Origin of the sequence: Pseudoalteromonas sp. K222D (assembly GCF_017653575.1) — a bacterium.
GTDB classification, from domain to species: Bacteria; Pseudomonadota; Gammaproteobacteria; order Enterobacterales; family Alteromonadaceae; genus Pseudoalteromonas; species Pseudoalteromonas nigrifaciens.
On record NZ_JAGGDL010000028.1, the window covers coordinates 1 to 22,427 of the forward strand.

Genomic DNA, 22,427 nt, shown 5'->3' on the forward strand with positions numbered 1-22,427 from the left:
TCCATTTGAGCAGCACCAGTGATCATGTTTTTAACATAATCGGCGTGACCAGGACAATCTACGTGTGCGTAGTGACGAGTAGGCGTATCGTATTCAACGTGAGACGTTGAAATTGTGATACCGCGCTCGCGCTCTTCTGGAGCGTTGTCGATTGATGCGAAATCTTTAGCAACACCGCCGTATACTTTTGCAAGTACGTTAGTGATTGCTGCAGTTAATGTAGTTTTACCGTGGTCAACGTGGCCAATTGTACCTACGTTAACATGCGGTTTTACGCGTTCAAACTTTGCTTTTGCCATGACGGAACCTATCAGTTTTGTGTATCTATATTACATATGAAAATAATCCACCATAGGTAGATTAAGTTGATTTTTTCAAATTTCAAATAGTTTTTTCTGACAGATAAAGGAAGCGCTTAAGGAGGTTCTTAAAACTGGTGCTGATAGGCAGAGTCGAACTGCCGACCTCACCCTTACCAAGGGTGCGCTCTACCAACTGAGCTATATCAGCATCACCATAAACTGGAGCGGGCAGCGGGAATCGAACCCGCATCATCAGCTTGGAAGGCTGAGGTAATAGCCATTATACGATGCCCGCGTTAGGAACCTGTTCTTAAAATACCTCTAACCGTCAAGAATAAAGTGGTGGAGGGAGCTGGATTCGAACCAGCGAAGGCTGAGCCGTCAGATTTACAGTCTGATCCCTTTGGCCGCTCGGGAACCCCTCCACGATAATTCTTTACTAATGCACTTTCGGTAAAAAGGAAAGTGGTGCCGACTAACCGAGTCGAACGGTTGACCTACTGATTACAAGTCAGTTGCTCTACCAGCTGAGCTAAGTCGGCACTGCTTTAGTACGGGGCGAGATATTAGAGTAAGCTTTATTGGGATGCAACTATAAAATTAAAATAAATGAGAATTTATTGTTTAAATGCTCACAATTCAGGCAAAAACCGGCTTTTTTATAATTTATTGCTGTTTTCATCTAATTCATACCAATAATTTAAGCCTTTAATAACCAGCATAGGATCAAAAATACTCTCTTTGAATTGCTGTTGTAATAACGAACCATAACCACCGGCAAAAATAATTTGCGTATTTTTATCATTTAAATAAGGTTTAGCTTGGTTAATTGCTCCTATGGTGGCAACCAAGGCACCATTTTTTAAACCATTTGGGGTGTTTATTCCCAGTTGATTAGTAAATGGCGTATTTTCATCATCAAAAACGCGCTGGGTATTTTGCGTTAACGAGCGGGTCATTAAATCAAGGCCAGGTAAAATCCAGCCACCTAAATGCTGCCCGTCACAATTGAGTACATCAATTGTGGTAGCCGTACCGGCATCAACAACTATGCAGGCCTTATTTGGATACAAGGTAAAACTTGCAATAAGTGCCAGCCATCTATCTATGCCTAAATTATTAAAATGCTCGTAAGCACAGGTGAGCCCACCTAGCGTTTTAGTTACTTTAGCTTCAAAGCAGCTAATACTATTAAAGGCGGCTTGCGCTAAAATAGCATTAAGTAGCTCACTGCGCCCTACGCAAGCATAAATAACGTGTGTAATTGCATGCCAAGGTAAATTATTTAAATCACATGCTTGAACTTGCTCGTTTTGCCACAGCTTAGCTTTAAGTGAAGTATTGCCTACATCTATGAGTAATTTCATAGTTGCGCCTTTCTGAGCGATATTTCGCCGCCGTAATAGCTTTTTACTTCACCATCTTGGCGAATACGAATTCCGCCTTGTGGGTCTATTCCCTCACATATTCCGCGCCAACTACGATGTCCGGTATTTAGCTCTACACATTCACCAGCAAATGCATTTAAAGCATTCCATTGCTGATGCATGCTCTGTAAGCCACTTTCACTATACTGCTCTAAACGCTGCTCTAAATAATAAGTAAGCGAGGCAACCAACTGATTTTTATTAAGCTGCTGCGTATGTTGACTTAAATCAGTCCATGCTTGATCAATGTGCTGACTAAAGCTCTCTGGCATTTGTAAGTTAATACCTATGCCTATAACTAACTGACAAGGACCTTGCGGTTGCGCGTCGAGCTCAACTAATACGCCAGCGAGCTTTTGTTTATTGAGGTAAATATCGTTAGGCCATTTTAGCTCTACTTCTATGTTGTATAGCGCTTTAATAGCATCATATACAGCTAAGCCAACCACTATAGATACGCCCATAGCGGCTTGTATGCCATCATCTAAACGCCAAAAGTAACTATAATATAAGTTGGCTCCAAATGGCGACTGCCAAACCCGGCCCCGACGCCCACGCCCCAACTGCTGCATTTCGGCCACAATAACAGTACCCGACTCAAGCTCAGTTTTTGCTTGTATGCGGCGCATTAGCTCACTATTAGTGGAGTCTATTATGGGGTGTACTTCTACTTTGGCGGTAGTTGCACCTAACGCTTGATAGTGTTGTTGTATTTGCGCTTGGTTTAACAGTCCGACTTGGCTATTTAAGCTGTAACCTTTACCAGTTACCTTAAAAATATCTAAGCCCATTTCTTGTAAGCTTTTAATATGCTTACTAATAGCTGCGCGGCTAATACCCAGTTGCTCGCCTAATACCTGCCCTGAAATAAAACCACCTTGATTGAGGGCATTTAAAATGGCGAGTTTATTTCCATCGGGTGCTTTCATGGCGTTGGCTCCGCTGTAATATGGCATTCACTATTGTTATTAATTAAGCGTACTTCGTGCTCTAACATAATGTTGTAACGAGAAAATACGCTGTGTTGAATATGTTTAATCATCGCAATTAAATCGCTTCCTTGGCTTTGGCCGTAATTTACTAGCACTAGGGCTTGTTGTTTATGTACCTCAATACCTGCAATGCGGTAGCCTTTTAAACCCGCTTGCTCTATTAGCCAACCCGCAGCCACTTTATGGTGCTTTGCACCGTGTTTATAATGCGGTAAATCTGCAAAGGTTGTTAATAAGGCAGCTAAACATTGATTAGTAATAATGGGGTTTTTAAAAAAACTACCTGCATTAGGTAAGGTATAAGGATTGGGCAATTTGCTGTTACGTGTTGCTATTACTTGCTCAAATACCGCTTGTGGCGTAACGGCTGCAAGTTGCTGCAGCGGTCCATAACTCAATACCGGCTGCCACTCTTTAGGCAAGGCTAAATGCACAGTAGTGATCACCGCTTTATTTTTTAACGCGTGTTTAAAAATAGAATCGCGATAGCCAAATTCACATTGCGCATTATTTAAGGTATTAAAGGTTTTGTTTGCTATATCAAAATACTCAACCGACTCTACAAATTTAGCCAATTCAACTCCGTAGGCACCAATATTTTGCACCGGCGCAGCACCCACAGTACCGGGAATAAGCGCTAGGTTTTCAAGCCCGGGAATGTTTTTAGTCAACAGCTCGCTGACTAGTTGATGCCAGTTTTCGCCAGCGGCCACGCTAATTAAGTAATCGTTTGCGCGCTCTTTTATTTGTACACCTTGAGTTGCCATTTTAATAACAGTACCGGTGTAATCATTTAAAAATACCGTATTACTGCCCTCGCCTAATAGGCAAAATGGGGGCTTAAAGCTTTGCGTTTTAAGCTGCTCTAGGTTATTAATTTTAACAAATTGTTGGCATTGGCTGGTTAATGCAAATGTATGTAACGTTTGTAATGAGTGCGCCACAAAGCTCTCTAAATATACCGGTAACTAATCGCGTTAGTTTAACGCATTGTCGCAAATAGCGCATCTGAATGTAAAAATTGCTCAACCCGCCTCGCCAATCATGATATAAAACCAACACTTATTTATTTGTGTTCAGGGTAATTATGAAAATCACACCTCTTTTTTTAAGCCTAGCTATGGCTGGTATGTGCTCACAAGCAATGGCCAATGCTATTGATCAAAACTCGTATGCTAATCTTAATGACGTTATTACTACGCATTTAAACCTTGATTTAGATGTCGACTTTGCCGACAAGCAATTAGAAGGTTTTGTTGAGCACACCCTAGAATGGCAAAATAACAACAGTAAAACTCTAGTGCTCGATACTCGCGATTTAGATATTGATAAAGTAATGTATCAAACGCAAAACGGCACATGGCATAAAGCTAAATTTAGTTTAGCAACACGCGATGATGTTAAAGGCTCAAAATTAACTATTACTTTTAAAAGCCAAGCGCCAAAAGTACGTATTTACTATAATAGCCGCCCTGAAGCGTCTGGCCTACAATGGTTAACACCAGAGCAAACAGCCAGCAAAACACACCCGTTTATGTACAGCCAATCGCAAGCAATTCATGCACGTAGCTGGATCCCAGTACAAGACACGCCAGCAATGCGAGTAACGTACTCAGCGCGCATTCATACTCCTAAAGATATACGTGCGGTAATGAGTGCCGACAATAAAGACGCACTTTATAAAGATGGCGACTACATTTTTGATATGCCACAAGCTATTTCGCCTTACTTAATTGCTATTGGCGCAGGTAATTTAGAATTTAAAGCAATGTCGCATCAAACCGGTATTTTTGCTGAGCCAACTATTTTAGATGCTTCAGTTGCCGAATTTAACGACACCCAAGCGATGATCGATAAAACTAACGCACTTTACGGCGATTATGCATGGGGTCGTTACGATTTGCTTATGCTACCGCCAAGTTTTCCGTTTGGTGGCATGGAAAACCCACGCCTTTCGTTTATTACCCCAACCGTGGTTGCAGGCGACAAAAGCTTAGTAAATCTAATTGCCCATGAGCTTGCTCATTCTTGGTCTGGTAACTTAGTTACCAATGCAACCTGGGAAGATTTATGGTTAAACGAAGGTTTTACCTCGTACGTTGAAAACCGCATTATGGAAGAAGTATTTGGTCGCGACCGCGCAGTAATGGAACAAGCCCTTGATGCAGCAGGTATTCGCGCCCAAATTAAAACGCTTGATGCACCAGACACGCGCCTTAACTTAAAGCTTAATGGCCGCGATCCTGATGATGCGTTTAGCTCTGTACCTTATACCAAAGGGCAATTATTCTTAATTTACCTAGAAGAAAAATATGGCCGCGATAAGTTTGACGCCTTTGTAAAAACTTACTTTAACGAATTTGCCTTTAAATCTTTAACCACTGCACAATTTGTTACTTACCTAAAAGCTAACTTAATTGATAAGTACCCTGGTATTGTGAGCATGGATAAAGTAAATGAATGGATTTTTGCGCCAGGTTTACCAAGCGATACACCTAACCCAACATCAGATGCATTTGATAAAGTAGATACAGCAACAGCTACTTGGTTAAATGGCGATATCACAGCAGCGCAATTGCCTACAGCTAATTGGTCGGTGCATGAATGGTTGCACTTTTTAAATAACTTACCGCGCGATTTAAGCCAAACACATATGAGCGAGCTTGATACTGCGTATAACTTAACGCAATCAACTAACGCTGAACGTGCATTTGCTTGGTTTATGCTAGCGGTAGGTAATGGCTACCAGCCAATTTATCCGGCGCTTGATAAGCACTTAACCAGTATTGGTCGTCGCAAGCTAATTGTCCCGCTTTATAAGTCACTTATTGATAACGGCAAAAAAGACTGGGCACAAAGCGTGTACTTAAAAGCACGCCCGGGTTATCACCCACTAGCACATGGCACTATAGACGCATTATTTGAATAAATTATTTAAATAAAAACGAGCTTAATAAGCGAGTGTTTAAAATACAAAAAGGGCCGACATTCGGCCCTTTTTAATTGCATAAAAAAGCTACTTGGTTACTTTTTCTAAAAAGGCTTGTTGCTGAGCTGGAGTTGCTTGTTGCCACCAAAAGTCGAGCATTGCTGCTGCGCTAGGCATGCCTTTACCATTAATAGGTGCAACGAGTTTACTTACTTCGCTGGCGCTTGTTGCCATTGCCGTTGTATTACTAACTTGCTGTACTGGCACAGTGTTTGTAAGCTGGGCATTAGAAATTACACTTAATGGCGCAGCCAGTGCACTTCCTTTTGCTTTTAAGCTTACTTGTGGCGACTGTGCAAATACTTTAGCCGCAACCGCATTTTTGGCACGATTAAACTCTAAAGTATAATCTTTACCCGCTTCAATAGTTACATTTACCCAAAATGGTTCAGACTCTACCACTTCGTGATCGTCGTAACCTAGGTCATACAAGTCAGTATATTTAAGCTTTAATTTATAACTACCCGGTGCTAGCTCTATGTCGTCAACACGGCTAAATATCGAGCTTTCAATAATACGCTCACCAACTTGCAGAGGTACAAACTCTTCTGGAAAGTGAATATTTTCTGCCATGCTCGACACACTAAACAATAGCGCTGCGGCACTACCTAATAATATTGATTTACGCATATTTTCTCCTTTATTTGATTTCAGTTTGACACTGCTTGTAAAGTTTGTCATTAGTGGAGCTTACTTTAATCATACTTAATTAGGGGCCATATAATGAGCCAAGAGACTATTTTTACTAAAATAATTAATCGTGAGATCCCAGCTGATATTATTTATGAAGATGAGCATACTCTCGCCTTTAAAGATATAAACCCTCAGGCGCCATTTCACGCACTTATTATCCCCAAAAAGGCAATTGCTACTATTAACGATGTAACGCCTGAAAACTCGCATTTAGTAGGTAATTTATATGTAGTAGCGGCTAAATTAGCCAAGCAACTAAACTTTGCCGACGATGGCTACCGAGTGGTCATGAATTGCAATGAACATGGTGGCCAAACCGTATATCATATTCATTTACATATGCTTGCAGGTAAAGAGATGGGCTGGCCTCCTTATCAAAACACCAAAAAAGTGGCGCTATAAACAGCTATTTATTTTATACAATTAGTTATAAGCTTTTTAGGTTGTTTTATTTTGTAATCGCAATCAATAAATAATTACTTATTTGCAACATTTTATGTTTAAATAATCATAATATCGTACTTGCTTTTTGCGTTACAACGCGACTTTCTAATACAAAAGGTGTGGAGGTCGTGGTAAACTTAATCATAAGCTTTATAAAAGAGTAAAAATAATATGAGCAGTTCAGCCTTTTTGTTATTAGATGAAGAGCCCATTAACACTATTGGTATTAACGTTTTAGAACCTTTGTTAAAAACGCAAGGTATTAGCGTAACCACAGGCACCAATATTTTAGATGTGCCTGTAGGAACACGACTTTTGTTTATCGAAACATCGAGCAAAGATGCGTGGGGAAAATTAAAAGAGCAACTGGTTAATTTACGGATTAAATGCGATATCGTATTATTTAATTTGGATGAAAACCCAGAGCTTGCTAATCGTGCCTTACTTAGCGGAATTCGTGGTGTATTTTACACCACAGATAACGCCGATGTATTGATGAAAGGTATTCGCTTACTACTTGAAGATCAACTTTGGTATCGCAGAGATATAATGTGTAATGCATTAAATCGTATGTTGCAGTTTAATAAAGATGCACTGCATAAGCTTACCGAAGGCGATATTGAGCCAGTTAAACTTACCAAGCGCGAAAAAGCCATAATTTCATTAATGAGTAATGGCTCAAAAAATAAAGAAATTGCTGAAGAGCTAAGCATTAGCCCTCACACAGTTAAAACTCATTTATACAGCGCATTTAGAAAAACAAAATGTCGTAACCGTATTGAGCTACTATCGTGGGCACAGCAGCATATTCCAGACGAAATACGTTAATTTAAACTTTAGTTTAAACACAAAACAGGCACATACGTGTCTGTTTTTGTATCTGGGCAAGCTTAATCAGCAAACTCAAACTTTAAATAATAAGTCGCTCCCCAGCAAATAAAATATACGTTTTAATTTCAATACAGTTCAATGTGTTAAACAATATATTGAGCTATTTTCGGTTAAGTAATTATTGTTATACTTTTAATCTAATAACACGCTATTGGTGCCTCAATGCTCGACTCTTTTACCCTATATTTTGCCAGTATCGCCGTTATGGTTGTAATGACCCTGCTAAATTTTTTAACCTGGCGCACCAATAAACACACTCCAGGCACTCTGCTTTATATTTTTTATCCTGTTTTATTGCTCGGCGTTATTATTGGCTTTACTCTGATCGGGCGAGTCCCTGAACTTGTCGCCATTAGCATTGCCAATATATTGATGTTTGCGGCCTCAATTGTGCATTGCCTTGCTATTAGCCAGTTTTTAGATTATCGCGGTATTGGCTTTAAACTTGTTTGTGCATTTACTGCTTTTAGCAGCGTAATGCTGGGTTATTACAGCTTTTTTTCGCCATCTATTCAAGATAGGCTGTTTATATCTGATATACAGCATATAGCTGAAGCTGCATTTTTACTGTTTATATTTATAAAGTATGCACGTAAGCCCTATCCCAACGGCAGCATTGTTTATATTATAATTTTAACTTTAGTTGCCGTAAGCTTTATTGCCCGCTCGATATTTATGCAAAAAATTGAGCAACATGACACCCTATTAAGCCCTTGGTTTAGCTCGTTACTTTTTTTAAACGGGGTTATAGCACCTATGTTTTATGCCGCTGGCATGGCACTGTTGTGTAATGAGCGCAGAGAGCAGCATCTTAATAAGCTCACTAAAAAAGCCCGTAAAGACCTAGAAATACGTGGGTTGTTTTTATCAACTATCAGCCACGAAATTCGCACCCCTTTAAACGGCATTTTAGGCAGTGCTCAGTTAGTTATGAACCAAACAAGTGATGCTCGCAATAAAGCCTATTGCGAGGCAATTATTAACTCTGCCGAATCCCTTAATTTACTGGTTGATAAAGTACTCGACTACGCCAGCCTTGATCAAAGCGACGAAGCTCTTTACGAAGAAGATATTGAGTTTAAAACTTGGATACAAAATTTATGCTTATTACTAAGCCCTCTGGCAGAGCAAAAGCAACTTAAGTTTGAGCTACTTTGCAATATACCCGATCAAGCCTGTTACTACTGCGATCAGCAAAAACTCAGACAAATTATTATTAACCTTGTGGGTAACGCAATTAAATTTACCGACCAAGGTAGCGTTAAAATTCAAATTGATCTAATCACTGAAAAACAACTTGAACACACTATTAAAATAAGCGTAAAAGACTCAGGCCCCGGCATCGAGAATGACGAAATAGCCTACCTAACCGAACCCTATGTGCAAAGTAGCGCCGGAAAAGAAAAAGGCGGTACAGGCCTTGGTTTAGCAATAACCAGCCGCTTACTCGAAAAACTGCATAGCAAGTTAGAAATAGCCAGTAGCCTAGGGAGTGGCAGCGTGTTTAGCTTTGATATTACGTGTGCGCTGGGCGAACTCAGCCTAGTAGCGCAACGTCATCAAAGTAAAGATTATTTAACCGGTTTAAAGGTGTTGTTAGTAGAGGATTTAGATTTAAATCAAAAAATAGCCGTAGAATTTATGGCCGACGACGAACATAAAATTAAGTTAGCAAAAGACGGTAAAACTGCAATAGAGTTAATGCAAGCGCATCATTTTGATGTAGTGCTGCTCGATATGAACCTACCTGATTTGACCGGCCAACAAGTACTTAAAACATTGGCTAAAATTGAGCATAAAAACCAGCGCACTCCCGTACTAGCCTTTACTGCAAGCTTAAGCCCTAGTGAGGTAAAAGAGTACTTAGCGCTGGGTATAAAAGACATTGTAGGTAAACCTATTAAACACCAAAAATTGCGCCAAGCACTAAGCGATTCACAGTCAACTAAAACGGCTACTGTAGCTGTAGATTTGGTTGATACTTTATATGACGCAAGCGCTAGCGAAACGCTTACCAGCTCTTTTAGTATTGATGAAGTGTCGTCTATTTATAACGAGTTTGTGCTCTCTACCCGCAGTAAACTAAATCGCTGCCAAGCGCTCGTAGAACAACAGCCCGAGCAATGCATTAAATTATTACATCGCCAAGCCAATACCGCACTACAGCTGGGCTTTAACCGTTATGGTTTAGCGCTGAAAAAAATAGAGCGTCGTATGCTTGATAAAAAGCCGCTAAAAAACGCCATCAATGAAGCGCTCGACCTTTGGCAGCAAAGTTTAGAAGAGTATTTAAGGTGTGTACGCAAAGGGCTGCAGTAAAGCGTTGTTAGTTTCTGCCATATTTATCATCAAACCGTTCAATGTCGCTTTCATCTAAAATAGTGCCTGTTTGTACCTCAATTACTATTAACGGTGTATTTTTATTATTAGCCAAACTATGAATTTGCTTAGCGGCAATATAACAAGACTGATCTGCACTGAGTGTTAGTGCTTGCTTATCAATGCATACATCGGCAACCCCAGATACAACTACCCAATGCTCGGCACGATATTGATGGCGCTGCGTAGAGAGCTTAGCGCCGCTGTTTACGGTTATTTTTTTAACCTTAAATCCACTGCTTTCTACCAAGGTACGATAATTTCCCCACGGCCGATAAACAACTTGGTGGTGGGTTAACTTGTCAGTTTGCGTAAGTGCTACTTTTTTGAGTAATAACGGCAGTGCATCAAGCTCATTTTGATTCGCAATAAGTGTGGCATCGTGGGTATGAATAACAGCTAAATTACTTACCCCTAAGGTGGCAATAGTATGATCGGTTTCGCTTATTATTAGATTGTTTTTACTGTTTTGCGCTACATAATTAGCATTTACATTGTTGCCTTGCGGATCTTTTTTTAGCAACTTAGCAAGTGATGAAAAACCACCTACGTCACTCCAGTTTAAGGCAACAGGCATGACAACTACGTTATCACTGCGCTCTAAAATAGCATAATCTATGGAGTCACTCGGGCAAGCTTCGAGCGTTTTTGCACTGGGGCGTGTAAAGCCTAAGTCCTGACTAAAATTGGCGGCGTTAGCCACACAATTGGCAATTTTAGGTGCAAAGCGAGCCAACTCTTGTAAATACGCTGCAGCAGTAAACAAAAACATACCGCTATTCCAACTATAACTTCCATCTAACAGGTAGCTTGTTGCGGTGGTTAAGCTGGGTTTTTCTTTAAATTCAGCTACTTCAAAGCAGTCAGTACCGGTAATGGCGCTTCCTTGTTTTATATACCCGTAACCTGTGTGTGGCTCGGTAGGCGTAATAGAAAAGGTAACTAATTTACCTTGCTCAGCTAATATTGTCGCGCCGTGTAACTGCTCGGTGAGTAAGTTAAAATTATTTATATGATGATCCGCTGGCATAACTAACAGTGGCCCTGTTATGCCATTTTGTAGCGCATAATGCGCAGCTAAAGCAATTGCTGGGGCAGTATTTTTACCTGTGGGTTCTAAAAGTAATGCGCGCGGATTTGCACTAGCAGCTTGCTCAGCAGCAATAAATCGGTGCTGTTCGTTACATACTAAAATAGCTCGATTGAATACCCTACCGGTTACCCGTGTTAGGGTATTTTGTAATAACGACTGCCCAGTAGGTTCAGCATCGAGTAAGGGTAAAAACTGTTTTGGCATTGCTTGGCGCGACAACGGCCATAAACGAGAGCCAATGCCGCCCGCTAAAATAACTGGAGTGATTAAAGAGTTGTTCATAGTGCTGCCGCCAATAAATATCAGCGGCTATTTTAACACTTAATTAGCCGCTGGCTAATTTAAGCTGCTTTATACTAAGTTAAAAGCATCCGCATCTAAATGCGCCGGAAATTTAGCCTTAAAGTCATTTAATGGTGCTTTGTGCAAAGTAATGGTTATTAGCGCTTGGCTATTATCTGCAGCTTTTACTAAAGCATCACCTTTAAAGTCATATACCGCTGTGCCACCATTGTGAGCAACACCATTGGCATCATCACCAATGCGATTTACCCCAACCACATAACATACATTTTCCATCGCTCGCGCCATTAATAATGTATCCCAAACATGGCGTCGCACTGCGGGCCAATTAGCAATATTAATCATTACATCGTAATCGTTGTTATTGCGCTGAAATACCGGAAAGCGTAGGTCGTAGCACACTTGTGGTAATAGCTTAAAGCCATTAATATTAAACACTTTGCGCGCTTGTCCTGCTACTACAAAGTCGCCTTCGTTGCCTAAACAAAACAAATGACGCTTATCGTAAAAGTCTACTTCTCCATTGGGCTGCACCCAATAAAACCGGTTGGCCTTTTTACTGCCTTGCGTAACAAATACTGAGCCTGCAATTACTGCATTATGTTTATGCGCTTGCGCCTTTAACCAGGTAAGTACTTTGCCGTTTTCAGGCTCAGCGCAATCTAAGTTTATTGCAAAGCCTGTGGCAAAGGTTTCGGGCAGTAAAATCAAGTCTGACTGCTGAGTCACTGCATCTAACTGCTTATTAAACATAGCTAAATTAGCGTCTTTATCGAGCCAGTGTAGTGAGCTTTGCAATAATGTAAGTGTTAAAGTTGACATAGCTTTGTGCCGCCCTCTTTTAAGTTTTTAGTGTAACCTGAACTCTGGTTAAGAGATTTACTAACGTATTGAATCATATTTATATTTAACTTTATTTTCTCTAGCCAAAGATTTTCAGTGAAAATAAGGCGAATTTACGCGTTAATAGCTGGCCTATTGCAAGTAAATTCAACGCAGTTAGCGCTGAAAATAGCTGCTTGAGATAGGTTTATTATCCGGAGATCAGGTTAAGTATAAATGACCAACTTAATTGTTATTAGAGTTTGATAAAACATACCTTATGCTGGTAGCTTAGTTATTAACACTCTATATCCTTAATTGTGGTTTTGCACGCAAAGCGGTGCTACCATCACTTAAGATAGAAGTTTAGCCGTCTAAATACAATTAACTGATGCTCGTTTGTGAGGAATATATGCAAAACAACAATACCGCTATTTCGCAACTTATTGAAGCTGGGAAGTGGGTTAGCCAAAAAGAGTGGATACCCGCAACCGGTGGGAATTTTTCAGCAAGAACTGAGTCGGGCTTTGTAATAACAGCTAGTGGCCAAGATAAAGGCAAGTTGACCAATGAGCACTTTTTACAGCTAGATCTACAAGGCAAGCCTCTGGCAGGAACAAAAAAACGCTCAGCCGAAACACAACTGCACTTGAGCTTGTATCAGCTAATTCCCGAAGCGCAATGTGTACTGCACACGCATTCTGTTGCGGCTACCGTGCTTTCGCAAATAACAAAAAGTCATAAACTCGATTTAACTGGCTACGAAATGCAAAAAGCTTTAAGCGGTTTTACCTCGCATTTAGAAACCCTAAGCATTCCTATTTTTAATAACGACCAAGACATAGACCATTTAAGTTTATTGGTAAGCGACCATCATTTACACACTCCTATTGAACACGGAGTGCTTATACGTGGCCATGGTTTATATGCTGTAGGGCGAAATATTGATGAAGTTCGTCGTCATTTAGAAGTGCTGGAATTTTTATTTAGCTGTGAATTAGAGCGTTTAAAAATTACCGGCATTCAAGCAAGTAATAATAATAAATAAATAAATAAATAAAATTAAGGCCCATTGTTATATTGCGTAACAATGGCCCTTAATTAATGACCTAATAAATATTGAGTGCATAAAAAAGCAGCTTAGTTTAGTGCGCTTAAGCACTCACATATTTAATGCTCACTGTGTTATTTATAATTTTCGTAAATTTTATCTAATGGCTCTGAAAGACCACTTTCTTGAACTATACGCACATGTTCACGTTTTAACTCTCGCGCACTAGATACGCCGCACGAGTGCGCGATTAAGCCCGCTCCATAGTGCACATACTTATTATAGTTTGCCACACGCTGTGCTTTGTCTGCCACATTTAAGCCACGTTGCAGGCGCTTGTCGTGCGTGGTGATCCCTGTAGGGCAAGTGTCTTTATTACATTGCATTGCTTGAATACACCCTAGTGCAAACATATGGCCGCGAGCAGATACAACAAAATCAGCCCCCAGTGCTAATGCCCATGCAACTTTAGAGGGTACGATTAACTTACCTGAGGCAATAACCTTTACTCGCTCTCTGAGCCCATGTTTTTCTAACAAATTAATTACTAATGGCAAGCTTTCTCGCAGTGGTAAGCCCACTGAATCTAATAATGACTGTGGTGCGGCGCCTGTGCCACCGTCTGCACTATCAATAGTAATAAAGTCGGGCGCTGACTCAATACCGCGATGATTTATTTCAGCGAAAAGAGTTTCTAACCAAGTATACTCACCAATTACCGCTTTAAAGCCGGTTGGTTTACCGGTTGCGTTACGTACGGTTGCCAACATATCAAGAATATCTGACGGCTTTTTAATTTCAAGATGGCCATTAGGGCTAATTGAATCTTGCCCTTCGGGAATACCGCGTATTTTTGCAATTTCAGCGTTAACTTTTCGCCCAGGTAACATACCGCCTTTACCTGGTTTAGCGCCTTGGCTTAGCTTTATTTCAAACATTTTTACTTGTTCGTGAGCTGCTATTTCTTTTAATTTAGCAGTGCTTAAATTGCCATTATCGTCGCGCACACCGTATTTAGCAGTACCAATTTGAAATACAATATCTCCCCCGCCTTCTAAATGATACGGGCTTAAACCGCCTTCACCGGTATTATACCAACAGCCAGCAAGCTTAGCTCCTTTAGATAAAGCACGTACTGCAGGTTTTGACAAAGCACCAAAACTCATACCTGAAATATTAAATATTGAATTAGTGGTGTAAGGTGTTTTACAGTAAGGGCCTAAAGTCACATTACTAGGATCGAGCGCTTCTTCATCTAAAGTAGGAAATGCACAGTTCATAAACATCACTGTACCGGTTACTTCAAGGCTTTGAGTCGAGCCAAACGCAGCAGTATGATCAACATCTTTTGCAGCGCGATATACCCAACTACGTTCAGCACGATTAAACGGCATTTCTTCTCTATCAAGTGCGAAAAAGTACTGGCGGAAAAATTCGCCTTGGCGCTCAAAAAAATATCGAAACCGACCAATTACCGGATAGTTGCGCCTAATTGCATGCTTTGTTTGGGTTATATCTCTAAAATAAAAAATAATAACCGATAAAACTATAAACCCTAATACAACAATAAAAAGGCTCGCAAATACATTAATACTTAGAACTATAAAATTGTTCACTCAAAACCTCTCTGCAGTACTTTTTCGCCAATAAATGAAAATGGCTTCAATAGACAAATGCGCATATCACTTATTATAGATGATATGCGCATTTTATTAATTTATAACCCTAGGGTCTGTTGACCTTTGCGGATTGAAATTTGTTCAAACTAGGGGCGATTTAATCACGGCGCGAGGTTTGTAACCTAGTGGGCTAAGTAAAAACCGAGCAAAGCTTCCGCGTCCTGCTCACGCCCCTTACCTACATCCATGTAGGCAACAAAGAGTCAATCGCCCCTAGGCAGAACCCTTCGGGCAGCGCATGTTTGGCATTGATGCTACGTTATCGCCTATTTATGGGGAGTAACCACACCACATAGGCTCTGCCTTGCCTAAATACCAAACACACTGCTGCAAATTTAACCTTGAAAGATAAACAGACCCTAATATAAGCCATTACGATTGATGCGGATTAATTAAATATCCTGTTTAGCTAGTTCGTTTTTAATATACAAACGAATTTGCTGCTCAAGTACAGATAACGGTACTGAACCATGGCGTAGCACTTGATGATGGAACTCTCGCACATCAAATTTTTGGCCAAGGGCCTGCTCCGCTTCTTTACGTAAGCGCTTAATAGTTAATTCTCCAATTTTATACGATAACGCCTGCGCAGGCCATGAAATATAACGATCTGTTTCAGTTTTAACGTTGTGCAACGACAAAGCAGTGTTATCGCCCATAAAGTTCATCGCGCGTTCACGGCTCCAGCCATACATATGCATTCCCGTATCAACAACTAAACGTGCAGCGCGCCACATTTCATAGGTTAAACGTCCGAAACGGCTATATGGATCTTGATAAAACCCAGCTTCTATTCCTAAGTACTCAGAATAAAGCCCCCACCCCTCGCCAAATGCTGATAAATATGCATCACGACGATAACTCGGCAAATTTTCTAGCTCAGTATTAAGTGATATTTGTAAATGGTGCCCTGGTACAGCTTCATGCAGCGTCAACGCCTCTAGCGCGTAAAGAGGTCGCTTATCTAGCGCATAAGTGTTTACCCAGTAATAACCAGCTTGATCGTCGCGGCTCGAACCCGAGTAACGCCCTGTAGTATATTTAGGAGCAATATTGGCGGGAACAGCCACTACGCCATAAGGTTTGCGCGGCAAGGTATGAAATAATGTAGGCAGTTGCGCATCCATTTTTTTAGCAATATAAGCAGCTTCTTTTAGTAACTGCTCAGGGGTCGTTGCGTAAAACTGCGGATCAGTACGTAAAAAGTGGATAAATTCAGCGAACGTGCCTTTAAAACCAACTTCTTTTATTACCTCTTCCATTTCGCTACGAATACGTGCCACTTCTTTTAGGCCCAACTCATGAATTTCTTTTGGGGTCATATCTGTAGTGGTGTAATGCTTGGCGCGATTAGCATAAAAAGCAGCCCCATTAGGCGTTGCCGAAATACCAATACTGTCTCGAGCACCTGCTTGATACTCTTCAGTAAAAAAGGTGAGGTAATCTTTATATGCTGCTATTACTTGTTCTTTAATTATTGTTTTAGCTTGGAGTTGCAGCTCATAAAATTCGCTGCTACTTAAGCCTGCAGTATTCGTTAAAAATGGCTGATAAAATTCAGATTGTGTTACATCATCAACAATATAAACACTAATTGAATCTTCATAACCTTTAAGTACAGCTTTAGGCTGCGTTAACCCTATTGCTAAACCTTGTTTCATCCAATAAACATTTTGCTCAAAAAAGCGTGGTACCTGAGCTAATCGCGCTAAATAATTTTTATAATCTTGTAACGTTTTATATTGTGAACTTTTAACCATAAACGACAAGCTTGAATGAAACCCATATTCAGATGTAAGCGGCATATAGTGGGCATTAAATACATACTCATCCACGCTATTTTGCACTTGAGCACGCAAAATACTAAAGTTAATCCGATTTTCATCACTTAACTTATCAATGTTTACCGTATCTAAATCGGCAAGTAGTTGGGTATTTTTTTTATATTCTTGCGCTAAATACTCGGCAGTTAAGTTAGGTAGTAAGTAGCCATCTACCCCCTGAGGATTATTACTGTAGGGGCTAGCATCTTGTCTATTTTGCACAATGTTTTCGGCAACTTGAGTAAATTGCTTATCGGCATTAAGTGAGGTTGTTTGGCATGCACTTAAGGTGCATAAAAAAGTAATTCCCAGTAGCGAGTGGCGTAATGGTCGAGATAAAAGTTGATTCATTATTATATAGCTTCACAATTAAATAGATTTTGTAAACCTATCGCAGGCTAAATAAATAGCAAGATAAATACGACCAAGCACGCAAAAACTAATACGACTGATATAAGCAGGTTGGTATTTAATAACCAGTAATAAAACATGCTTTTGAATGAAACAAAAAGTAATTGATGATAAAAGCAGCCATTATGTTGCTAAAGTTACAATTTAGATAACTAACTGTCGTTTTTACTTTTAAATAACCGATATAATGATTATGGTACAAGTGCTTGGATGCGAAACGCTTCATTGGATGAGTTTATAAATTAATACGCATATGTATTTAGTTGGTATTTGCAAATGATGTTCCATGACTCTATGACTGTAGCACAAGATAAAATGACAAAAGTGTGTGTATTTTTAGAGCGCCATGCTTTGCCACCTACACCACTTAATTATCAGGTTGTTTATACTTATATTAGCCAAGTAAACAACGACCTTAATAGCGCCATTGAGCGCGCTATTGCAAGTAACACTCTTATTGACAGTTTATTTACCGAGCAACTCTACTTTGAGCATTTAAATCAAGGCCATGCCACTGAAGTGTCGATGATAGAGAATGTTAATGGGGTAATTAACTCGCTGTCTAAAAGCGCACAACACACTGAAAAACAATTTATTAATTTTGCCGGCCATATTAGCGAGTGTATGCATTCGCTTGATGAAAATAACATTAAAAATAGCCGGATCGCACTTACAAGGCTAGATCAGCAAACAGCAACACTGTTAACGCAACACAAACAGTTTAAACAACAATTAAGTAATGCTAAACAACTCCACGAAAAAACTAAAAAGCAGCTTAACACCCTGCGTAAACAACATATTATTGATAGTCAAACTGGCTTGTATAAACGCCATTATTTAACCAAGCAAGTGCAAATATGGGCAAATCAACATAAACCGGTTTGTGCTATTGCTATTCAAATAGACAATTTAGATCACTTTATTGATAACTTTGGCGATGTAATCGCAGAAGCAATTTTAAGCAAAGTGGCTAAACAAGTACAAAAATATGTGTTTCAAAGCGGCCTAGCGGGGCGTACTGCAAAAGATCAATTTACTGTACTACTTACCGACGTAGATTGTGAAACAACCAATTTAATTGCAGAAAAAGTACGCGCTGGTGTTGCAAAGCTGCGCTTTATCAGCTCAAAAAACGCGCTGGCATTACCTGCAATTAAGCTCTCTTTGGGGATTGCACAGCAACAACAAGCTGACTTTGAGCAATTAACTAAAAGTGCTTCTAATGCGGCATTTAAAGCACGCTCTTTAGGGCAAAATAGCTTTACTGCGGAGCATTAATTAGCTGATAAATCATATTCAAATTGCACCTTCAGGGCACAATCAAGTACACTAGTCTTTATTACCACGATAGAGATTAATGATGAGCGAAACACCACAAAAGACCACGCATTTTGGCTATAAAACGGTAGCCGAAAACGATAAAGCCTCAATGGTTGCAGACGTATTTCATTCAGTTGCGGCAAAATATGACGTAATGAATGACTTAATGTCTTTTGGGGTACATCGTTTATGGAAACGTCAAACAATAGCCAGCTCTGGCGTTCGTAAAGGCCACCATGTTTTAGATTTAGCCGGTGGTACGGGCGATTTAACTGCAAAATTTAGCCAACTAGTCGGAGAAACCGGTCAGGTTATACTCGGTGATATTAACTCGTCTATGTTAAAAGTGGGCCGTGAAAAACTCCATAATTTAGGCTTAGTTGGCAATATTGACTACGTGCAAATGAACGCTGAAGCCTTACCATTCCCAGATAATAGCTTTGATCTGATCACTATTGCATTTGGTTTACGTAATGTAACCGACAAAGACAAAGCATTACGCTCAATGTACCGCATTTTAAAACCAGGCGGGCGCTTACTGGTATTAGAGTTTTCAAAGCCAGAGCATGAAATACTCAGTAAGGCATACGACTTTTATTCATTTAACTTATTACCAACTATGGGTAAGTTAGTGGCAAACGACAGCGAATCGTACAAGTATTTAGCTGAGTCGATTCGTATGCATCCAGATCAAGACACGCTTAAAAGCATGATGTCTGATGCAGGCTTTGAGCAAACCACTTATCAAAACTTAACCGGTGGTATTGTTGCGCTGCATCGTGGCTTTAAATACTAAGGTAAATAATTATGGCGCTTGAGCAAGCAACCGAAAAAAATTCTACTGAGGCTCCCTCAACTGATTTTTTTATGTTACCCAACTTAGTACTTTCGCTCGTGGAGCGAATACTTAATCAAGCACTTAAACTCGATACAAGCCTATCGGGAAAGTTGGCAGCAGTTAAGCATCAGCGCTTAGTCGTTGATGTTAGGGGCTCTCAGCTAAAGCTGCTGCTAGTGTTTAGCGACAAGCAACTTCATTTATATAGCGCAACCAGTGATACAGACGCAGATTGCATGATTAGCGCCGACCTTAACACCCTGCTTGCGCTAAAAAACCCAGCCATGCTTACCCAGCTAATTCGCCAAGACAAACTTGATTTACAAGGCGATTTAAACATAGCTCAAACCTATAGCAATGCATTTTCAACACTAGATATAGATTGGCCTGAGCAGCTTTCATCGCACCTTGGTGATGCTCCCGCACAACAATTATATTTACACTTCAAAACGCTCCAGCAACACGGCAATAAAGCAAAAGCGCAGTTAAGCCGCACCCTAACAAGCTTATGCCAAGATGAATTGGCAATTACCATTCATCCGTTAGAGCTTAAACAATTTAAACAACAAAACCGTGAGCTTAAAGGCCAAGTTGCTGCTATAGAACAACGTATTAATGCCTTACTAACCACTTTGACTACCCGCTAAGGATTTTTTGTGTCAACTGCACGACTGTATTACATCACTAAAACACTGCTTAGCTACGGATTAGATGAGTTAGTACCAAAACATAAAATCCCTTGGTTTGCGAAAATAGCCCGAGGTAGTTTATTTTGGCTGCGTAATCAGCATAAAGATAAGCCCGCAGGGCTGCGATTACGTTTAGCCCTACAACAGCTTGGCCCAGTATGGGTTAAGTTTGGCCAAATGCTCTCTACGCGTCGTGACTTACTGCCGCACGAAATTGCATTAGAGCTGGCATTTTTGCAAGATCAGGTTGAACCTTTTCCCGGCGAACTTGCACAAAAAATAATAGAAAAAGCTCTCGAAATTAATGACATAAGCGAGCGTTTTAGTGAGTTTTCACAAACACCACTGGCGTCGGCATCAATAGCACAAGTACATACCGCAACGTTAGTTGACACAAATGGTATAGAGCAAGATGTAGTTATTAAAGTAATCCGCCCTAACATTAATCAACAAATTAACGCCGACTTAGCCTTAATGGAAAAGCTCGCTAAGGTGTTAGCAAAAGTACACCACGAGTCAAAACGTCTGCGTCCTGTGGAAGTAGTAAAAGAGTACAAAAAGACTCTACTTGATGAACTTGATTTAATGCGCGAAGGTGCAAACGGCATTCAACTTAAACGTAACTTTGAAGACTCAGATTCGCTTTACATCCCTACCGTTTATAGCGATTACAGCCGCCATAATATATTAGTAATGGAGCGTATTTATGGTATTGCGGTATCAGATACTGATGCTTTATTAGCGCAAAACACCAATATGAAACTACTGGCTGAGCGTGGCGTTGAAGTGTTTTTTACCCAAGTGTTCAGAGACAGCTTTTTTCATGCTGACATGCACCCAGGTAATATTTTTGTTTCTCGTGAGCACCCCGAAAACCCTAAATATATTGGTATAGATTGCGGTATTGTAGGCACCTTAAACAAAGAAGATAAACGCTATTTAGCGGAAAACTTTATAGCCTTTTTTAATCGTGATTATCGCCAAGTTGCGCAGTTGCATGTGGACTCGGGTTGGGTACCGCCCGACACCAGTATTGAAGAGTTTGAATTTGCTATTCGCACTGTCTGCGAACCTATATTTAATAAGCCTTTAGCTGAAATTTCGTTTGGTCATGTATTGGTTAATTTATTTAATACTGCAAGGCGCTTTAATATGCAGGTACAACCACAATTGGTATTACTGCAAAAAACCTTACTGTATGTTGAAGGTTTAGGCCGCCAGCTTTATCCACAATTAGATTTATGGAAAACCGCTAAGCCCTTTTTAGAAGACTGGGTTAAGCAACAAGTTGGTCCGTTATCGGTTATAAAGCAAATGTATGCACAATTACCCTTTTGGGCCGAAAAAATGCCAGAGCTGCCCGATCTAATTTATCAAAGCTTAAAACGCCCATCACAAATTCAAGTACAGGCTCCGAAGAGATCTCATAAACCTTTGGTTTTAGGTTTGTTTAGCAGTGCGGCTATGGTTATTGCTGCATTATTTTATTTACAGCACGATTTAATTGCTGCAAGTATCGCTATAAGTAGCGCTATTATTGGTTTTATAGCAGCATGGCGTAGCACATAAACTAAGTGCTATTTACATTTTTAGGCGTATAATTAGTATTTAAAATATACACTTTATAATTATGAAAACGGGAGATAAACATGGGATTTGGCGGTATTAGTCTTTGGCAGTTATTGATTGTATTAGCAATTATTGTACTTTTGTTTGGCACTAAAAAATTACGCGGTATTGGTGGTGATTTAGGTGGAGCAGTTAAAGGCTTTAAAAAAGCAATGTCTGACGAACAAAATACAGATAAAGAAAAGCCAGAGCAGATTCAAAAATCAGAAGAAAGTGCACCGCTTGATTCTGCCGATACTGAAAAAAATAAAGACAATAACAAGGTTTAATTAGCATGGGGATGTGGGAGCTAATTGTTGTTTTAATTGTTGGTTTAGTGGTGCTTGGTCCAGAGCGTTTACCTGTAGCAATTAGAACGGTAAGCCGCTGGATAAAAACTGCAAAGTCGCTTGCTAACTCAGTGAAAGCTGAAGTGAGCGAAGAGTTGCGTGTGCACGAATTACACGAAAACCTTAAAAAAGCGGAGCAACAAAACTTAACCGATTTAAGTCCTGAACTACAAAGTTCACTAACTGAACTACAACAGGCCGCTCAGTCTGTGACCCACAGTTATAAAAAAACTCAAATCGATCCCTCTAATAAGCAAAATATTGATGATACAAAGTGAAATTAATTTCTCACTTTGTGGTCAGCTTACTAAATGGTATAAATA

At 40.0% G+C, this 22,427-nt stretch carries 20 protein-coding genes and 4 tRNA genes; 11 read left to right on the forward strand and 13 right to left on the reverse strand.

Going from position 1 to position 22,427, the window contains the following annotated elements:
• The 8 genes from J5X91_RS13200 to murB all read right to left on the reverse strand — a co-directional run.
• Positions 1–299, reverse strand: a 299-nt coding sequence (locus J5X91_RS13200; RefSeq protein WP_244363788.1) for a GTP-binding protein, incomplete at its 3' end; no start/stop codon positions are given.
• Positions 300–434: 135 nt separating this feature from the next.
• A tRNA-Thr gene (locus J5X91_RS13205) sits at positions 435–510 on the reverse strand.
• A 12-nt stretch (positions 511–522) separates the two neighbouring features.
• A tRNA-Gly gene (locus J5X91_RS13210) sits at positions 523–597 on the reverse strand.
• A 45-nt stretch (positions 598–642) separates the two neighbouring features.
• Positions 643–727: transfer RNA gene (locus J5X91_RS13215), tRNA-Tyr, on the reverse strand.
• Positions 728–768: 41 nt separating this feature from the next.
• Positions 769–844: transfer RNA gene (locus tag J5X91_RS13220), tRNA-Thr, on the reverse strand.
• A gap of 117 nt (positions 845–961) precedes the next feature.
• On the reverse strand, positions 962–1,669 hold the full coding sequence (locus J5X91_RS13225; RefSeq protein WP_011329539.1) for a pantothenate kinase: 708 nt from the start codon (positions 1,667–1,669) through the stop codon (positions 962–964).
• Entirely contained in the window at positions 1,666–2,658 is a 993-nt protein-coding gene (birA, locus tag J5X91_RS13230; RefSeq protein WP_011329540.1) for a bifunctional biotin--[acetyl-CoA-carboxylase] ligase/biotin operon repressor BirA, read from the reverse strand. Before birA ends, J5X91_RS13225 begins: the two co-directional genes overlap by 4 nt.
• On the reverse strand, positions 2,655–3,665 hold the full coding sequence (gene murB / locus J5X91_RS13235) for a UDP-N-acetylmuramate dehydrogenase (RefSeq protein ID WP_208834992.1): 1,011 nt from the start codon (positions 3,663–3,665) through the stop codon (positions 2,655–2,657). The genes birA and murB overlap by 4 nt, the downstream gene beginning before the upstream one ends.
• A 143-nt stretch (positions 3,666–3,808) precedes the next feature.
• Here murB and J5X91_RS13240 point away from each other — a divergent pair, with 143 nt between their 5' ends.
• The gene (locus J5X91_RS13240) at positions 3,809–5,650 is read left to right on the forward strand and encodes a M1 family metallopeptidase (protein ID WP_011329542.1); all 1,842 of its coding nucleotides are present in this window, start codon (positions 3,809–3,811) and stop codon (positions 5,648–5,650) included.
• 87 nt (positions 5,651–5,737) lie between these two features.
• Here J5X91_RS13240 and J5X91_RS13245 read toward each other — a convergent pair whose 3' ends face one another.
• Positions 5,738–6,340 (reverse strand): DUF2057 family protein, encoded by a 603-nt coding sequence (locus J5X91_RS13245; RefSeq protein ID WP_208834993.1) that lies wholly within the window; start codon positions 6,338–6,340, stop codon positions 5,738–5,740.
• 93 nt (positions 6,341–6,433) lie between these two features.
• On the opposite strand from J5X91_RS13245, the gene J5X91_RS13250 reads away from it, so the two are divergent.
• The 3 genes from J5X91_RS13250 (at position 6,434) to J5X91_RS13260 (ending at position 10,057) form a co-directional block, all read left to right on the forward strand.
• Entirely contained in the window at positions 6,434–6,805 is a 372-nt protein-coding gene (locus J5X91_RS13250; RefSeq protein ID WP_011329544.1) for a histidine triad nucleotide-binding protein, read from the forward strand.
• A 213-nt stretch (positions 6,806–7,018) separates the two neighbouring features.
• Complete coding sequence (locus J5X91_RS13255; RefSeq protein ID WP_086994433.1) at positions 7,019–7,675, forward strand: response regulator transcription factor; 657 nt, start codon at positions 7,019–7,021, stop codon at positions 7,673–7,675.
• A 225-nt stretch (positions 7,676–7,900) separates the two neighbouring features.
• A complete protein-coding gene (locus J5X91_RS13260; RefSeq protein WP_208834994.1) occupies positions 7,901–10,057 on the forward strand; it encodes an ATP-binding protein in 2,157 nt (718 codons plus the stop codon).
• A 7-nt stretch (positions 10,058–10,064) separates the two neighbouring features.
• Here J5X91_RS13260 and J5X91_RS13265 read toward each other — a convergent pair whose 3' ends face one another.
• Together J5X91_RS13265 and J5X91_RS13270 are read right to left on the reverse strand one after the other, a co-directional pair.
• Positions 10,065–11,492: a mannose-1-phosphate guanylyltransferase/mannose-6-phosphate isomerase gene (locus J5X91_RS13265; RefSeq protein ID WP_089368878.1), complete on the reverse strand. Its 1,428-nt coding sequence runs from the start codon at positions 11,490–11,492 to the stop codon at positions 10,065–10,067.
• Between the two features lie 69 nt (positions 11,493–11,561).
• On the reverse strand, positions 11,562–12,335 hold the full coding sequence (locus J5X91_RS13270; RefSeq protein ID WP_208834995.1) for an amidohydrolase: 774 nt from the start codon (positions 12,333–12,335) through the stop codon (positions 11,562–11,564).
• A 412-nt stretch (positions 12,336–12,747) separates the two neighbouring features.
• Between J5X91_RS13270 and J5X91_RS13275 the strand changes: the two genes are divergently transcribed.
• Positions 12,748–13,383, forward strand: coding sequence for a methylthioribulose 1-phosphate dehydratase (locus J5X91_RS13275; protein WP_208834996.1), 636 nt, complete (start codon positions 12,748–12,750; stop codon positions 13,381–13,383).
• Positions 13,384–13,520: 137 nt separating this feature from the next.
• Here the strand turns inward: J5X91_RS13275 and J5X91_RS13280 are convergent, their stop codons facing one another.
• Positions 13,521–15,002: an FMN-binding glutamate synthase family protein gene (locus tag J5X91_RS13280; protein WP_011329550.1), complete on the reverse strand. Its 1,482-nt coding sequence runs from the start codon at positions 15,000–15,002 to the stop codon at positions 13,521–13,523.
• A gap of 455 nt (positions 15,003–15,457) precedes the next feature.
• On the reverse strand, positions 15,458–17,239 hold the full coding sequence (locus tag J5X91_RS13285; RefSeq protein WP_208834997.1) for a DUF885 domain-containing protein: 1,782 nt from the start codon (positions 17,237–17,239) through the stop codon (positions 15,458–15,460).
• A gap of 354 nt (positions 17,240–17,593) precedes the next feature.
• Here J5X91_RS13285 and J5X91_RS13290 point away from each other — a divergent pair, with 354 nt between their 5' ends.
• The 6 genes from J5X91_RS13290 (at position 17,594) to tatB (ending at position 22,382) form a co-directional block, all read left to right on the forward strand.
• Entirely contained in the window at positions 17,594–18,577 is a 984-nt protein-coding gene (locus tag J5X91_RS13290) for a GGDEF domain-containing protein (protein WP_197182285.1), read from the forward strand.
• Between the two features lie 82 nt (positions 18,578–18,659).
• Positions 18,660–19,415, forward strand: a complete 756-nt coding sequence (gene ubiE / locus J5X91_RS13295) for a bifunctional demethylmenaquinone methyltransferase/2-methoxy-6-polyprenyl-1,4-benzoquinol methylase UbiE (protein ID WP_011329553.1) — start codon at positions 18,660–18,662, stop codon at positions 19,413–19,415.
• 11 nt (positions 19,416–19,426) lie between these two features.
• Entirely contained in the window at positions 19,427–20,104 is a 678-nt protein-coding gene (locus tag J5X91_RS13300) for an SCP2 sterol-binding domain-containing protein (RefSeq protein ID WP_197182255.1), read from the forward strand.
• A 9-nt stretch (positions 20,105–20,113) separates the two neighbouring features.
• A complete protein-coding gene (ubiB, locus tag J5X91_RS13305) occupies positions 20,114–21,715 on the forward strand; it encodes a ubiquinone biosynthesis regulatory protein kinase UbiB (protein WP_197182254.1) in 1,602 nt (533 codons plus the stop codon).
• Between the two features lie 80 nt (positions 21,716–21,795).
• Positions 21,796–22,044 (forward strand): Sec-independent protein translocase subunit TatA, encoded by a 249-nt coding sequence (gene tatA, locus J5X91_RS13310; protein WP_197182253.1) that lies wholly within the window; start codon positions 21,796–21,798, stop codon positions 22,042–22,044.
• Between the two features lie 5 nt (positions 22,045–22,049).
• A complete protein-coding gene (gene tatB / locus J5X91_RS13315; protein WP_058374404.1) occupies positions 22,050–22,382 on the forward strand; it encodes a Sec-independent protein translocase protein TatB in 333 nt (110 codons plus the stop codon).
• The last annotated feature ends 45 nt before the right edge of the window (positions 22,383–22,427 follow it).